Source organism: Kitasatospora sp. NPDC088548 (assembly GCF_044753005.1).
Lineage (GTDB): Bacteria > Actinomycetota > Actinomycetes > Streptomycetales > Streptomycetaceae > Kitasatospora.
Window position 1 is genome coordinate 595,697 of the sequence record NZ_JBIVMI010000001.1, and the last position, 16,499, is coordinate 612,195.

Consider the following 16,499-nt stretch of genomic DNA (forward strand, 5'->3'; position numbering starts at 1 on the left):
CTCAGGGCGTCTGATGGGGCAGCTCCGCCGACCTGACGGTCCGGTCGTCGGTGGAGATGCCGAGGGCGCCGTCCGCGAGTTCGATGGTGGCCGCGCCGGTGCCGCCGGGGCTGACGATCGAGACGGTCGCGCTCGCGGTCGGGGTGGGCAGCTGCCAGCCGTTCCCCGCCAGGCGGGCGACCCCCGCCCGCAGTGCGTCGGCGACGGAGTCGAACGTCGGCAGTACGAGCGAGGACGTCCCGAACTCCCCGAAGCCGCCCGGGTGGGCAGTGTCGACGAGGCCGATCTCGACCCGGCCGCCCACGCCCTCACCACCGAAGGCCACACCGGCGCCGTGTACGAGCTCACCGGCCCCTGCTGGACGCACCCCGGCTCGCCGCGCTCCTCCCTGGCGTCACCCACCGCGGCCTCGACCCAGCCGCCGCCGATCAGGTCCACGGGCCCCGCGGTATCTCGCCTCAGGACGGAAACGCTCCCTCCTTCTCACCGAGAAGGAGGGAGCGCCATGGACCAGGACTACGCTCAGCACTGAACAGCTGCAACCTGTTCCGGGTTGATCACCACATGGTCCGCCAACGGCTGTCCGTCCCGCCGAACATCGACCCGGTAGTCACCCGAGAGATCGCGTGGCACCACAGTGGTGTAGACGGTTCGCAGGACACCACCGACCGATGCCGTGAACGCCTTCCGCACCGGGAAGTCCTGCTGCCGGCAGGAGATCTTCTCGACGGACTCGCCGCCGGCGATGAGCAGGACCGTCCATGCCTGACGCCCCTGGCTGTCGACCAGCCTAAAGCGCAGCATTGTTCCGACCCCCGGGGTGGGCCGCTTCTCGATCTCTACGGCTTTCGAGCACCCGGTGACCCCACCGTCGACCTCGGCGACGCAGATGTCGCCGCTGCTCGCCGTCTGCCAGATAAGCGACGGCGCATGCCCACCGTCGTACTCCATCACGGTGACCCCACCATCGCCCGGAGCCTTTCCCTCCTCCGCCGCCGATTCCAGCACTCGCCGTCTGGTCGACTCCGGGAACGTCGGCCGGACTGTGTCACCAGCCAAGGGCAGTCCTGTCGAGGCCTCCGAAGCGGCTGGGCCGTTCGTCGCGCCTTCGGCGCCGCCATGCGAACCACTGCACGCACTTGCCCCGACGAGTAGGACGAGAAGGGCGGCACGGACCGTGCACCGGACTGCCGAGCTGTAGTTCATCAGACCTTCCCCTGTCAGTGGCCCAGACTGGAATTCTCATCCATCATCTCGATCGGCGTCCGGTTATAGGCAACCAGAACCCAACTTTTGATGTCATACGTTCCCCATTCCTTGGTCGTCACACTGCCATCCGCGTGTACATAGGTGGTCCTGTAGATGGTGGTCGTCCCCACCGGGGAGTAGCCATAGCCCTGGCCGGCCTTGACCTTCAGGTGACCGGCCACGCCTCGCTCGGTCGAGTCTGTGGTTTGGTCGGTGTCCTGCCACGTGAGTTCGCCATTCAACGAGATGGTGAACTCACTGCCACCGGAAAGAACCCCCGGGATCTCCGCGCCTACACTGATTTTGTGTGAACCGGACAGACCCAGCTTCTTGGTGAACTGCGAAGTCCTCTGCTTTGAGCGTGTGTCTTTCTCCTGGAAGAGGAGCTCGTCGTCCTGCGGCGAAACCTTGAACCCGGAAGAGACCTCATAGTTGATCTCTGTCTTGTCGGCGATCATCTCGGTCGTGCTCCCCTTGACGTCGTCCCCGCCCGGAGGCATGGCCTTTATTGCATTTTCCGGGAGTACGGACAGCCGACCGCACCGATCGCAGGACGGCGAGGGAACCGTACTCTTCATGCGCTGCCCCCCGACGGGCTGGCCCTTGTACACACTCCCCGCAGACGGAGTGTCCGGGTCGGTCGGGCCCGTCTCAACGAAACGGACCGGATTGTCAGGGCCGCTGCCAGTGCCGCCGATCGGAGTGCCGACGCCGCAGATATCGGCCCGGCAGAGGCCACTCGGGTCCGTGACGTTGACGGGATTGTTGTTGCCGTAGGCGTATCCGTTCCACTGCTGCGGGTCCATCTTCAGCAGCACCGGGTCCGTACCCAGGAAGCGTCCCGTACTCGGCTGGTACTGGCGGGCGCCGAGGTTGGTGAAGCCGGTGACGTCGTCCTTGAGACCGCCGACGTAGCCCTTGTCGCCCGCCCACGGGGTGGTGCGGGAGCCGGGGCCGCGGGGGGCGCCGAAGGGGTCGGTGCTGCGGCGGGACTCGTTGGTGGTCGCGGAGTCGATGGACAGGCTGTTGGTGCCGTGGTGGTCGGAGAACTGGTAGGTGAGCTTGGTCGGGCCCTGGCGGACCAGGGTGATGCCGCCGGGGATGGTGTAGTAACGGGCGCCGGTACTGGTCCTGGTGTTGGTGTCGTAGGTGAGTTCGTCACCGCCACCGAGGTTGACCGTGACCTTGCCCGGGTTTCGGCGCACGAGCTGGTTACCGTCTGCGTCGTAGACGTAGGTGGTGGTGGCGGAACCCTGGGCAAGGGAGGCGAGCTTGCCCTCGACGTCCCAGGTCAGAGTGGCACCGTTGGCAGCGTCGGTGGCGTTCCAGGTGGCTGAGTCCCACTTGGACTGCCAGCCGGGCGCGTAGACCATGAACTTGCCGTCGTCCTGGACCACCGCGAAGTAGCCGCTGTTGGCGCCGACGGCGGTCTTGGACGACCAGAGCGAGACGCGCTGCGGGTCGTAGACCACGAAGTTGCCGTCGTCCTGCATGGTCGCCCAGGCCCCCGGATGGTTCTGGGTGCTGCTCGACCACAGGGCCAGGCCGGTGCGCAGCGAGGTGAGGACCAGGTTGCCGTCGGTCTGCATGGAGAGCTGGACACTGTTGGAACGCACCGACTCCCCGGACTTGAGAACGAATCCGGCCTTGAGTTCCTTGTTGCCACCGGGATTGGCGATCTTCGTGGTGTTGCCGGCCGCGTCGTACTCGTCGGTGCCCTGCGCTCCCGGGCTCCAGCCGAAGGTGTACTTACTGGTGGTCAGGGCGTGGGGGCCGCCGGTGCCGCCACCCGTGCCGGCCGCGGTGGTCGGGGTGTTGCGGGTGCCGGGGGCGGGGAAGGTCTGGTCCGTGCGCACGTCCTTGGCCGGGTCACCGGCCGGGTCGCGGTTGACGAGCTTGGTGCGGTTGCCGGTCGAGTCGTAGGTGTACTCCTGCCAGTAGACCGCGCTGCCGCCGACGGTGGTCTTCGCCGGGGCGACGGCGCCGCTGGTGGGCGTGCCGTTCGCACAGGCGCCCTGCCCGGCCCTGGTGGGCGTGGGCTGGTTGAGCTGCCCGGTGTCGCTCCACGCGGTGGTGAGGCGGCCCAGGTAGTCGTAGCTGAAGCACTGCAGGTCGGTCGCGGACGGGGTGTTGTTCGGGACCGACCTGAGCGCGGTGATCTGGCCGGCCTGGTTGTAGGCGTAGGCGGTGTTCTGGACGCTGCCGGTGGTCGCGGTCTGCTTGTCGATGTACTGGGTCAGCAGGCGGCCGGTCGGCTCGTCGTAGGTGTTGGTCGCCACAATCTGGGTGCCCCACGGGTTGACCGTGGAGCGGATGTTGCGCCCGTAGGCGTCCCAGTCGGCCTGGCGCAGGTAGGTGATGCCGGCGCCGCCCATGTCGTTCAGCAGGCCGTAGTCCTCGTAGTTGTAGGTCAGGTACTCGTCGGCGAGGTCGCCGGCGGCGGCGCGGCCCTCGGAGACCATCGCACCGCTGATCGGGTTGTAGGCGGCCGAGTAGTTGAAAACGACCTGGCCGGTCTTACCGATCTCGCTGCCGGGGATCGAGACGGTGGTCTTCGTCGGCCGGTAGGCGGTGTCCAGTTCGGTGACGGCCTTGGTGTAGGCCGCGCCGCTCGCACCGCCGACGTACCGGGTCGAGCCGGCCGGCTGGCCCTTGGCCACGGTGTCGTAGGTGTAGCCGGTGAGCTGGTTGGCGGGGCTCACGCTGCCGTTGTACGTACCGGTCTTGCGGCCGAGCAGGTCGTAGCTGAACGCCACGCTCTGACCACGCGCGTCCGTCGTGGCCGCAAGCCGGCCCGCACCGTCGTAGGAACGGGTCGACACACCCGTGTCCGGGTCGTCCGCACGGACCTGACGGCCGCGCTGGTCGTAGCCGTAGCTCCAGGAGTTGCCCGCCGCGTCCACCCGGGTCGCCGGCTGGCCACCCGGCGTGTAGGTGTACGTGGTGACGTCGGCGTCGGCGGGGTTGCCGGTCGCGGTCGGCGTCCGGTACTGCCACAGCTGCGCGGTGCGGCCGCGGCCGTCGGTGACGGTGCTGGTCGCGGTGGACCCGGCCGGCGGGGTCACGTCGACCCGGTCCGCACCCGGGTAGGCCGTGGTTGTCGTGTTCTGCAGCACGCCCAGGGCGATGAACCGGGTGCTCGTCGGGCGGCCCATGCCGTCGAAGAGCGTCACGCTCCGGTTGGGGACCATCGCGCCGTCGGGCCGCCAGCGCACCGTGCCGGGGCCGGTGGTGTCCTCGTAGTAGGTGTTGTAGGCCTGGTTGGCGCGGCCCTGCGAGTCGTAGAACGTGTCCGCGACCATGCGCCCGTGGTAGGCGGACACCGCCGGCTGGCCCTGCGTCTGGATCACCCGGCCGAGGCCGTCCATGATCTGCGTTGCCACGGAGTACGAGCCGCTGGGCCGCAGGCTGTTACTGATGATCGCCGACGGCGCGGTGGTGCCCTTCACCTGGTAGTCGAAAGTGAAGTTGGCACTCAGGGCGGTGTCACGACCGGGCGTCCACACCGCCTTCAACCGGCCCAGTGAGTCGTAGGACTGGGTGACCTTACGGCCGTTCGGGTCGGTCGTCGTGACCGGAAGGCCGCGGGCCGGGTCCAGCGTCACCGTGGTGGTGCGCTTGGCGCCCGCGTCCGGCGCGCCCGCCGGGGCCGGAGTCCCGGTCACCGTCTGGTTGGGCAGCTCACCCGCGTTCGCCGAGCCGTACGCGGTGGTCACCACGGCGCCGTTCGGGTTCGTACTGTCGGTGACGGTCGGGTCGGTGGCACTGGTCACCCGCCCGTAGGCGTCGTAGGTGGTGGCACCGGTGGTCACGTACTGGGCCGCGCCGGAGGCGTCGTAGCGGTCGAGCACCTGCGTGCCGCTCGCCTCGCCCTTGGCACCGGCGCTGCCGAACGCCACCCCGTCGTAGAGCGTCCGCGCGCCGGATACCGTGTTCGCCGCCGTGGCCGTGGCCAGGCAGGCGTTCGCACCGGAGACGGTCAGGACCTCTTTGACCAGCCCCGTCATCTGCGGGTTGGCACCGGCGGCGTACTCGGTGCGCGCACACACGTCAGGCGTGCCGTCGGCGGTACTGAGCGAGCTGGTGATCCGGTTGTTGTGGTCCTTGTCGCTCTTGGTGACGGTCGTCATGCTGCGAGTGCCGCCGGTGGTCTTCACCGTGCTGACGCTGGTGGAGGTGGTGGCCGCATAACGGGCCTCCAGGTCCGGCAGGTTCGTGCGCTTGTGCGTAGCGGTCGAGAACTCGCCGGAACTGGTGTTGACCGTCGACGAGGTCGGCGTCGTGGCGTCGGCGTCGGCGTACACGTCCGTCTCCAGCACCCGGCCCGACAGCCAGTCGCTGTCGGCCTTGGGCCCGCTGGTCGGGCCGGCCACCGTCGCCGCCTTCGCCAGGTTGTTCGCCTTGAAGTCGCCGTCCATGCCCTGGTAGTAGCTGGTCGACGTCTTCGACCGGGCGCCGTCCGTACCGGATCCGGTCACCGCGGTCACACTCGCGTAGCCGCGGAACTGGTCCCAGGTCCGGTAGTCGGACTCCGTCAGCGCGCCGTCGTTGCGGTGCCACGCGGCGGGACCGTAGGTGTAGCTGGTGACCTGCGCCACCGAGCCCTGAACCAGGTTGCCGTTCGGGTCCACGGTGATCGACTGCACCGGGTAGCGCAGGAACCAGTCGTCGACGGTCGCCTTCACCGCCGTGTCGTACCACTTCACGTTGTAGCAGCTCATCGAGTTGGCGTCGGCCGAGGACGGCATCCTGCCCTCGGTCCGCGAGCACGACTCCCTCGCGTACCCGACGGTGACGGTGCCACCGGTCTCGGTGGTGATCACCTCGATCCGCGGACGGTTGTACCGCGGCCGCGCCGGCACCAGGCCGTCGACCCGGTTCGGCAGCATCGCACTGGCGAAGACGACCTCCGGCAGGTCCTTGTCGTCCGGGCCGTTGAACGTGTCCTTACCGATCCGCCGCACGCTCTCCAGCCACGGGATCTTCGTGTTCTCGGTCGAGTTCCCCGGCGACTTGAAGGCATGGGTGAGCTCGTAGCGATCCACCGGGCGGAACGGTCCGCCGGAGCGGACCGACGTGGTGATGGTGTTCAGCCACTTCGTCGACCAGTAGCTCGGACCGGTGCTGGAACAGGTGCCCTGCTCGGCGCACTGCTTGTCCAGCGGAACGTCCGGCCAGTTCGAGGCGTTCGCCGCGGTCCGCTGCGACGGATCGCAGGCCGCCGTGCCGGCGAGGCACCGCTCACCCGAGTCGAAGTCGATCTTCGATGCGGGCAGATAGGTGCCGCCCGCGCCCAACTGGTCGGACAGCAGCTGGCCGTAGCCGATCGAGGCGAGCACACCGCCACGGGTGTAGAGGGTGTTCACCCCCGAGCCGGGGTTCTGGCCGCCACCGCGCGCGTACCAGTTGACCTCGGGCGCGTAACCGTAGGTGGTCAGATTGCCGTGTACGTCGACGATGTAGTCGAGGTTCCACCGCCAGGCCATCTGACACCAGGAGCCCTTGCCCTTGGCCGTGTCGTAGCAGGGGTCGCCGACGTTCGGCGAGTAGACCGGTACCGTCCAGGCCGACTTGCTCTCGGGCCCCGTCTTTCCCGGGGCGCCGGAGGCCGACGGCAACTGGTTGAGGCCGAAGTAGTAGGCGGTGCCCGAGGTGTCGGTGGCCTTCAGGTACGAACCGTTCCAGGTGCCGTTGGCGGCGCCGGTCAGGAACTCGACCTTGGTGCCGTCGTCTTTCTTCAGCCGCCAGGTGCACTTGGACTGCTCGTCGGTGACGGATCCGCCGACGCAGGAGGCGTCGTGGGGTACAAGCTCGCTTGAGTGCCCGTCGAGTGACAGCGTCAGGTTCGCGCCACCCCAGCACTGGTCCCCGGAACCGGCGATCCCGGCCTTGTCGCACGGCCTGTAGGACCGCTCGACGAAGCCGGAGTTGAGGTCCCAGCCGTCACCGATCCAGGACGCCTGCGCGTTGGTCGAGGCCGTCCTGCCGTCCACCGAGGCGGAGTCGTAGCCCAGGGCGACCTGCGGCGCGGCACCGCCCAGGGTCGGCGGGGACTGGATCGGGTAGCTGTAGCTGAACGAGCCGGACGAACTGCCGGCCGTCCACGCCTGGCTCGACGAGAGCGAGGTGGCGCTGTACGTACCTGTACCGCTGGAGACCGTACCCTCCAGCGCCAGGACCGTCGGTGCCTGGACCGCCGACGCCGGAGCGGCCGACGGGACGAGGTCCGCAGACTTCGCCCGGGCACGCTGCCCTGCCGCCAGCCCCTCCACCGCCGGAAGTTCCACATCGGCGACGAGCTTCTTGGCCTGGGCGTCGTAGTGCGACGCGACCGGGGTCCGGACCAGACAGCCGGCCACCTCCGGGGTGGTGAGTGAACAGGCGGGCAGTGCGACCAGGTGCGAGCGTTCGGCGAAGTCACCGCCGAAGCCCACCGCGCCGAGGTCCACACCGACGCGAACCCTGGCCACGTCCGCCTGGTCACTCCTGGACAGCGCGAGCAGCACGCCCCGAACGCCGACAGCGGCGGCCGCCTTGGCATCGGCCACGTCCACGCGAACGGGTGCGACGGCCGGTGCGGCGGGATCCTGGACGGGAGCACCCTCCTCCGCGGCCTTCGCGGGCGCATCCGGAGCGACCGGGGCCAGCCAGACCGGCAGGTCCCCGGCACGCTTCGACGCGCCGGCGGCGGGCTCCCTCACGTCGGCACCGCCCGCGTCCTTCCGCGTCACCGTACTACCGGCAGCGGGAGCCGCCTCCAGCACCGTCGTCGCGGTGCCGTGCGACGCCTGGACCGGGGCGTTCGGCGGCACCCAGTTCGGAGAACCGGTCGCCGCCGGAACGGACTTCGGAGTCTCGGCCGTGCCCGGCACCGAAGCCGTCTTCGGCAACGGCGTATTCGGCGGCGTCCAGATCCTGTCCTGGTCCGCGTCCGCCGACGGCGCGGCGAACGCCGGAGCGATCGGCGACAACAGAGCAGCCAGGATTGCCATGGACGCCACAAAAGCGACACGGGATCTCCGCCGTTCCGACGGAGGACCTTCCCTCCCCGCAATTCGGACCCTTTGAACACGATGAGCAAACACCGATACCCCCCCAGGTGATCGTACGTCAGATTGACTGCGAACAGGCGACTTTGGCGGAGGGTAGAGCGTCCGGGGGCCTCAAGTCGAGCGGATTGTCGACCTATCGCCAGGGTGATCGATGTCACGCCCGTGCCAAATGGTTCGGCCGTCCCCAAAGCGGGACATGGCTGTCGACCAGAAGGGTTGACGAACCGTTTACACATCCGGCAGCTTGCTGGGGACCCGTGCGCGTGATCTCCACAGATTTCCCATGCGCAGCCCGGACCATCACCTTCGTGGGGGGACTCACCATGCCTGCCGCTCCGCCCGACGCCCGCTCCGGCGTGCGTCACCGTCCAAGACGCCCTTCCCGGCGCGCATCCGCCACCGCCGTCGGCCTCGTCCTGGCCCTGACCTCCGTGGTTCCGGCCGCCTTCGCCGACACCGGGCCCACCACACCCGCCGCTCCCTCGGCAGCCTCGTCAGCGAGCCTGGCCGAGACCATGGCCGCCGCCGACGCCGAGCGCACCAAGGAGAAGCCCGCCGCCACCTCCGCCACCGACAAGGCGCTCGCCCGGGCGAAGGCGACCGGAAAGCCGGTACCCGTCCCGGAACTGACCGACGAGTTCAGCGAGACCGTCGCCACCCCCGAGGGCCACCTCTCCCGCACCGAGCACCCCGAACAGCAGCGGGTCAAGCAGGACGGCGGCTGGGCCGCCCTCGACGCCACCCTGGTGCCGGACCAGAGCGGCGGCTACCGTCCCAGGGCCGCCGCCGCCGACGTGCACCTGTCCGCCGGCGGCCCCGGCCCCCTGGGCACCCTGACCGGGTCCGACGGCGAGACGCTCAGCATCGACTCACCGTTCCCGCTCACCACTCCGGCCGTCGACGAGGACGGCGACGGCCTGGTCTACCCCGAGGTCGCCCCCGGCGTCGATCTCAAGGCCACCGTCACCAAGGCCGGCGGCCTCAGCACCGTCCTGATCGTCAAGACGCCCGAGGCAGCGGCGAACCCGAAGCTTCAGAAGATCCGCTTCGGCACCACCACCAAGGGCGTCACCGTCCAGACCGACGCCTCGAACAACCTCACCGCCACCGCCGAGGACGGCACCGTCCGCTGGCACGCGCCCGCACCGCAGATGTGGGACAGCTCCGGCACGGCGACCTCCCCGGCGGCCAAGTCCCCGGCCGCCCCGGCCGGGAAGTCCGCGCAGGCCGCGCCCGCGCAGGACGGCACCGAACCCTCCGGCGGCGCACCGCAGAAGTCCACTCAGCCCAGCAGCGCGGCCGGCCCGGGCGCGGGTGCCAAGGTCGCCGCCATGCCCACCACGGTGAGCGCCGACGGCATCGAGCTGACCACCGATCAGTCCGTGCTCGGCAAGGGTCAGGGCCCCTGGTTCATCGACCCGAACTGGATTCCGGACCGCCGGGAGGGCAACGCCTGGACCTGGACCCAGCAGGCGTACCCGACCACGCCGAACTTCCTGAAGACCACCAGCACCGACGGCCAGTACGCCCGGCCCGGGGTCGGCTATCAGGGGTACCTGGCCAAGACCGGCATCGAACGCTCCTACTTCCAGTTCGACACCCGCTGGTACAACGACATCGTCATCCACAAGGCCACCATGTCGGTCTGGGAGTACGAGTCCTCGGACTTCTCCTGCACCACCACCTACCCGGTGGACCTGTACCTCACCGATCCCATCAACAACGGGACCACCTGGAACAATCCGCCCGGCACCGTCGGCGGGCGCGTCGGACGCGCCGACGTGGCGGGCTCGGGCGACGCCGCCTGCCACGACAACCGCGAGTTCCAGTACGACGTGACCTCCACGTACCAGAACTACGCGCCCTCGCGGGACACGCTCACCTTCGGCCTCTTCGCGGGCAACGAGAGCAACAAGCTCGCCTTCAAGCGTCTGACCTACAACCCGGTCGTCGTCGTCGAGTACGACCGCTACCCGGACACCCCCACCAACCCGAACGCCTGGCCGGTCCCCAACACGGCCGTTCCGTGGGCCGACAACCAGGGCTGTGACGGCTCGTCGGTGGCCTGGATGAACTCCTCTGCCAACTTCAACGGCAACGTCTCGTTGAACGTCAACGTGCACAGTCCGGTACAGAACGCGCTCCAGTCCTGGGCCCACATCTGGGACTACTCGCTGCCTGGTGCCCCGAACGTCGCCGAGGGCTACTCGCCGGAGGTCGCCAACGGCGGGGTCGCGAGCTTCCAGGTCCCGCCCAGCGTGGTCAAGGACGGCCACGTCTACGGCTGGAGCGCCCACGCGCGCGACGAGCTGGTCGGGCTGTCCCCCAATGCGACACCCACCTGCCGCTTCGGCATCGACCTCACTCCGCCGACCCTGGCGGTCCCCAACGTCTACACCCAGCTGTCCGAGGCCGACCTGGCGAACCGGTTCCCGCCGTCCGGCAACGGGCAGGTCACCAGGAAGCGCGCAGGCGAGTGGGGCGTCGTCCCGTTCACCGCGGCCGACCCGGCTCCGAACAACGGCACCGCCTCCGGCGTCATCTGCGCCCGCTGGTCCTGGGACCCGCAGCTCACCGGCGCCGGCTGGTCCTGCGGCTCCGACCTCCCGCAGGGCGGCATCAACGTGCTGCCGACGCACTGGGGCACCAACATCGCGTACGTCCAGGTGATGGACAACGCCCGCAACCGGTCCCCGATCGCCCAGTACGCGTTCTACGTCCCATGGAACCCGGACGGACCGCCGCCCGCCTTCGGCGACCTCACCGGTGACAGCGCGCCCGATGTCCTCGCCGTCGACGAGGCCGGCTACCTTCGCGCTTTCAACGCCCCCGGCAACCCGAAGGCCACAAGCCCGGCCGTGTCCGCCGTGGCAGCGCCGACGGACGCCCCAACGAACCAGGGCTGGGCCAACGTCCAGCTCGCCCACCGTGGCACGCTGACCGGCGGCCACAACGTGGACGACGTCCTCGCGCACGCCCCGGGCGACGCCAACCTCTGGATCTATCAGAACCCCGGCAACGACGGCACCGTCGGCCGGCTCAACAAGAAGCAGGAGCTCCTCAAGCCCGGCTGCGTCCAGTCGCCGACGGAGAACTGCTCCTGGCGCACCACGCCCGGCTACAACGCGACCGACTGGACGAAGACCCTGCGCGTCGCCGCGCTCGGTGACCCGGTGAACGCCGACCTCGATCCGAAGCTGAGCTTCAAAAACAAAACAGGCGTGCTCACCGTCGAGAGCACCAACAACGGTACGGACGCCGCACTCTGGTACTACCCGGCCACCGCGAACAACACCCTCGGCAAGCCGGTCCAGCTGGCAGCCTCCGGCTGGAAGGACAAGGAGCTCATCAGCCCCGGCGACTGGGCCAAGCAGGGCCACCCCGGCCTGTGGGCCCGCAACCTGCAGGCAGCACCGGACGGCGGCCAGGGCGACATCCTCGCCTACACCTTCGACACCGGCACCGTGACCGCCACCACCCAGGAGGGCTACCCCATCGTCGACGGCACGGGCAAGAGCCTCACAGTGCCGACGCTGACCCGGATCGCGACCACAACCAAGATCGGGGGAGTCCCCACCGACGGCTGGCCGACCCTCGGCTCCGACGGCGACCTCACCGGCAGCGGCTTCCCGACCCTGTGGGGCAAGCGCAACGACGGCCGGATCGACATCTGGTGGGGCCAGACCACCAACCCCGGCACCCCCAACGCCGGCTTCACCTGGCAGGTCGGCCCCCAGACGATCGGCTACACCACGGTGAACCCGCTCTGGTGGGCACTCGACGGCCGCACCAGCGGTGACACCGGCGACACCAACAAGCTGTACCCGAGCAACAACGTCACACTCACCACCGACCACAACGGTGTGGCCAACAAGGCCACCGCCTTCGACGGCACCAAGGTCTACCGTTCGACCGCCCCCGTCGGCCCGACCGTCGAGAAGCCCGGGCTGGACACGACGCAGAGCTACAGCATCGCCGCCTGGGTGAAGCTCAACAACACCAACGGCTACCAGACCGCCGTCTCCATGGCCGGCAACGAGCGCAGCCCGTTCTACCTGCAGTACTCGGCCATGCTCGGCAAGTGGGCATTCGTCATGTCCGGGGCGGACTCCTACAACACCGGCGCCTACTACTCCGCCGTCGACCGGCAGGCGCCCTCGGTGGGCGTGTGGACCCACCTGGTCGGCACATACAACGCGGGGACCGGCACCGCCACCCTGTTCGTCAACGGCAAGGCCGCCGGCGTCACCAACGTCCCGACCGCCTGGAAGGTCAACGGCAGCCTGAACATCGGCGGCGAGACGACCTCCACGTACCCCGGCCCCGACAGCAGGCTCAACGGCGCCGTCAGCGACGTCCGGGTGTACCCGTACCCGCTGACCGACCAGCAGGCCAACACGCTGGCCACGACCTCTTCCACGGTCCAGATCCGCAGCGTCTACAACGCCGGGAAGTGCATCGACAACTGGGGTGGCACGATCGGCGCCAACGCCGCCCTGTACGACTGCTACAACGGTGACGCCCAGCACTTCACCCTGACCGCCACGAACCAGATCCAGGTCCCGGGCACCACCAGGTGCCTCGGTACCAAGGACAAGCCGGCGGGCTGGGGAAGCACCGTCACGTTCCAGCCCTGCGGCGACGCCGCCGCGCAGACGTGGGTGCGCCGCTACGACGGGTCGCTCTACAACCCGGATTCCGGCACCTGCCTCGAACTCCCCGACTGGAAGGACCAGAACGGCACCGCACTGGGCGTCTGGCAGTGCAACGGCAACCCCAACCAGCGCTGGTTCTTCGAGGCCCAGACGAAGTAGACACCTCTGATCCGCCGCATCCTCACCGTGGCCCCCTGCCGAGCTTGGCTCGGCAGGGGGCCACGGCCATGGTCACCGGCCGGACTCCGCCGCCGCACGGGTCGTGGCGGCGACAGGCCCTGCGGACGCCGCACGGCCGGGGCGGCGGACTTCCCGCGCCCCGGCCGTGCGACACCTGGTCAGGCGTAGATCGTGAACACCGAGTCGGCCTGGCCCCCGTAGGCGTTGCTGAGGGCGAAGACGTGGGTGCTCGGGCGGAAGACGCCGAAGGTGGTCCGGCCCCGGCCCAGCCAGTCGCCGACGACCGGAACGTCACCCTTGGCGCCGTAGTAGGCGGTGGAGACGCTGCCGTCGTCGTGGCGCAGGATGAACTGGTTCGGGTCGCCCGCGTTCCGGCCGGGACGGAAGAGGCCGAGCTGGGCGTGGCGCACGCCGTCCCAGTCACCGACGACCGGGAGGTCGCCCGGCTCACCGAAGCGCAGGGTGGTCACGGTGCCGTTGTCGTGGCGCACGGCGAGGGTGCCGGTGCTCTGACGGTAGATGGCGAGCTGGTCGTGGCCGTTGTGGTCCCAGGCGCCCACCGCCGGGAGGTCGCCCGGCTCACCGAACTGCACGGTGGAGACGGACTTGTCGGCGTGCTGCAGGGCGAAGGTGCCGGTGCTCGGGCGGTAGATGCCCAGTCGGCACTGGCAGACGTTGTCCCAGGCCCCGACCACGGGGATGTCCCCCGGGTCGCCGAACTGCCAGGTCATGCCCGCCGGGCTCGACACCTTCTGGGAGCTGGCGCTCCAGCGGCCGTTGTCGAAGACCCCCACGTGCGTGGTGGGGCCGGCGAAGTTACCGGCGAACGGCACCCCGGGCAGGGGACCGGCCACATAGGTCTGGACCGAGGTGGTGGCCAAGCGACCATGGTCGTCGGCGACGGTCTCGGTGATGGTGTACGTCCCGGCGACGCCGTAGTCGTGGCTGATGTCGGTCGGTGCGGCCCGGCCCTCACTGACCACCTGCGGCGTACCGTCACCGAAGTCGAAGACGTACGCGGCGACCGGCCAGGGGCTGGAGGTCTTGTCCGTCACCGTGACCCGGGCAACGGTCCGGTCGGGGGTGGCCACCGAGAAGCCCGGCTTGATCTCCCGAACCGGAGCGAGGGTCACCGTGCTGGTGGCCGTGCGGGTCAGACCCGTGTCGCTGGTCGCGGTGAGCGTCGCCGTGTACGTGCCGGCAGCCGGGTAGTCGTGATCGTAGCTGCGGTAGCCGGCCTCGATCCAGATCGGCTCGCTGCCGTCACCGAAGTCCAGCTTCGCGCCGGCCGGGGCCCAGCCCGCGTTGTACCAGGCCTGGAACTGCGCGTTCAGCGGGTGGTTGTCCCGGGTGAAGACCATCGACGACAGCGTGACGCCCATGGTGTCCTGGAGCTCGACCGCGCCTCGGTCGTAGTAGCCCACACCGGTACCGGTGTTGGCGATCTTCGGGTGGTCGGCACGCGGCTTGCCGTAGAAGTCGGTGGCCAGCATCCCGGGGGCCGATGCGTCGGCGGCGTCCGTCAGACCCTCGGCCGCGGTGGGGACGTAGTCGCCGGCGACGCCGCCGATCTGCGGGTCCACGTCGGTGTCGTGCGCGCCCTGGCCGGTGGCCCGGAACTCGGCCGGGGTCCGGTAGGACGTACCGCCCCAGGAGTAGCCGACACCCCCCGTCCCGGGCGCGACCACGTTGTAGTCGGCCTTGGTGCCCTCGGTCGAGCCGGCCGAGACCGACAGCAGGTCGGTCACCGGGCTCGGGTCGGCGCAGAAGACGTAACGGCGCTTCGTGAGAACGTTGTTCTCGACCGAGGCCCCCGAGGAGTTCCCGGCGAGCACGATGTCGCTGCGGCAGTTGTCCGCGAAGGTGTTGCTGGCCACCACCGTTCCGGGGGCGTCGGTGACCACGACGCCCTGGGCACGGCTGCGGGTCACCTGGTTGGTGGTGACGACCGTCCCCGTCACACCGGCTTCGACGGCGACGCCGACCATGGCCGGGGAGTAGATCGAGTTGCGGCTCACCGTGGTGTCCGCGGTCTTCCCGGTGATCCGGACGTTGGGGGTCGGCTGCGGGTAGGAGGAGACACCGTTGAAGACGGGGTCACCGGCAGCGATGATGTTGCGGTCCAGCACGATCCGCTCGGCGTCCTGGACGAGCACGCCCTCCTGCGGGGCCATGATCTGCAGGCCCGTCACGGTGATGTCGTGCACGCCCGAGAGCACGAAGCCGTGCGGGGCGGGAGGCGTGTTCCCGTTCCAGGAACGGGTGCCCACGCTGGTGGCCGGCACCTGGTAGGGGATGTCGGCCTTGAAAGTGATCGGCTTGCCCGGAAGGCCCGAGCGCTTGACCGTGACCTGCTCCGGGTACTCGTGGTTCGCGATCTGGACGGTCTGCCCCGGCTGCGCGGCGTCTGCGGCCGCCTGGATGGTGCAGTACGGCTGTGCCTGGGTGCCGGTACCGGCATTTGAGCAGTTCGCGGTTGAAGCGTTGTCCACGAAGAGAACGGCGACCTCGGCGTGGGCGACCGGCGGCAGTGTGATGCCGACGATCGCCGAACTCGCGACGGCGACGGCTAGGCCAACGCGGCGTCGAATGAACACAGTTGATCCCCCCATAGTTAAAGTACTGACTTTTGTATCGCCTTAGGGATGCCAAGTATTCGAACCATCCCCATGACTTGGCAATCAGTATCCACGAGGCATCCGCACACCCTTCACAGAGGTGCCCCATTTCCCGCGCACGGCGCCCCATCCCCGCCACCCGGGCCGGCGAGCCCGCCGGCGCCCCGGCCTCCCCCTGTGACGCATACGGACAGCCAGGCCCTGATGGTTCCTCAGGACCCCTCAGGGCGTCTGATGGGGCGACTCCGCCGACCTGACGGTCCGGTCGTCGGTGGAGGTGCCGAGGGCGCCGTCCGCGAGTTCGATGGTGGCCGCGCCGGTGCCGCCGGGGCTGACGATCGAGACGGTCGCGCTCGCGGTCGGGGTGGGCAGCTGCCAGCCGTTCCCCGCCAGGCGGGCGACCTCCGCCCGCAGCGCGTCGGCGACGGAGTCGAACGTCGGCAGCACGAGCGAGGACGTCCCGAACTCCCCGAAGCCGCCCGGGTGGGCGGTGCCGACGAGGCCGATCTCGACCCGGCCGCCGAGGACGGAATCGCGGTCCGCCGACAAGCCCTCGGACAGGGCGCCGAACGGGGCCGCCACCGTCGCCACGATCCCCGCCACGCCGGCCGCGACGGCGAACGCCCAACCCGCCGCCCGGCTTCTCGCAGAACTCATGACGCGTCTCCCGGCAAGCTGTCCTGGCGCACGAGGGCGACCGGTCTCTGAGATCTGGACGCGGCAGCCGGCCGAACGGTTCCATCACC

6 protein-coding genes are annotated in these 16,499 nt (G+C 69.5%); 1 reads left to right on the forward strand and 5 read right to left on the reverse strand.

Annotated elements, in window-relative coordinates:
* Position 1: 1 nt before the first annotated feature.
* The 3 genes from ACIP82_RS02705 to ACIP82_RS02715 all read right to left on the reverse strand — a co-directional run bounded on the left by ACIP82_RS02705 (position 2) and on the right by ACIP82_RS02715 (position 8,240).
* Positions 2-325 carry a hypothetical protein gene (locus tag ACIP82_RS02705; RefSeq protein WP_400650084.1) on the reverse strand — a complete coding sequence of 108 codons (324 nt, stop codon included), beginning with the start codon at positions 323-325 and terminating at the stop codon, positions 2-4.
* Between the two features lie 197 nt (positions 326-522).
* Positions 523-954, reverse strand: a complete 432-nt coding sequence (locus ACIP82_RS02710; protein WP_400650087.1) for a hypothetical protein — start codon at positions 952-954, stop codon at positions 523-525.
* A 266-nt stretch (positions 955-1,220) separates the two neighbouring features.
* Positions 1,221-8,240 (reverse strand): RHS repeat-associated core domain-containing protein, encoded by a 7,020-nt coding sequence (locus ACIP82_RS02715; RefSeq protein WP_400650090.1) that lies wholly within the window; start codon positions 8,238-8,240, stop codon positions 1,221-1,223.
* Between the two features lie 383 nt (positions 8,241-8,623).
* Between ACIP82_RS02715 and ACIP82_RS02720 the strand changes: the two genes are divergently transcribed.
* Positions 8,624-13,114, forward strand: a complete 4,491-nt coding sequence (locus ACIP82_RS02720) for a LamG-like jellyroll fold domain-containing protein (protein ID WP_400650092.1) — start codon at positions 8,624-8,626, stop codon at positions 13,112-13,114.
* Positions 13,115-13,293: 179 nt separating this feature from the next.
* Here the strand turns inward: ACIP82_RS02720 and ACIP82_RS02725 are convergent, their stop codons facing one another.
* Entirely contained in the window at positions 13,294-15,732 is a 2,439-nt protein-coding gene (locus ACIP82_RS02725) for a PKD domain-containing protein (protein WP_400650095.1), read from the reverse strand.
* Positions 15,733-15,975: 243 nt separating this feature from the next.
* Positions 15,976-16,410, reverse strand: a complete 435-nt coding sequence (locus tag ACIP82_RS02730) for a hypothetical protein (RefSeq protein ID WP_400650098.1) — start codon at positions 16,408-16,410, stop codon at positions 15,976-15,978.
* Positions 16,411-16,499: the final 89 nt, after the last annotated feature.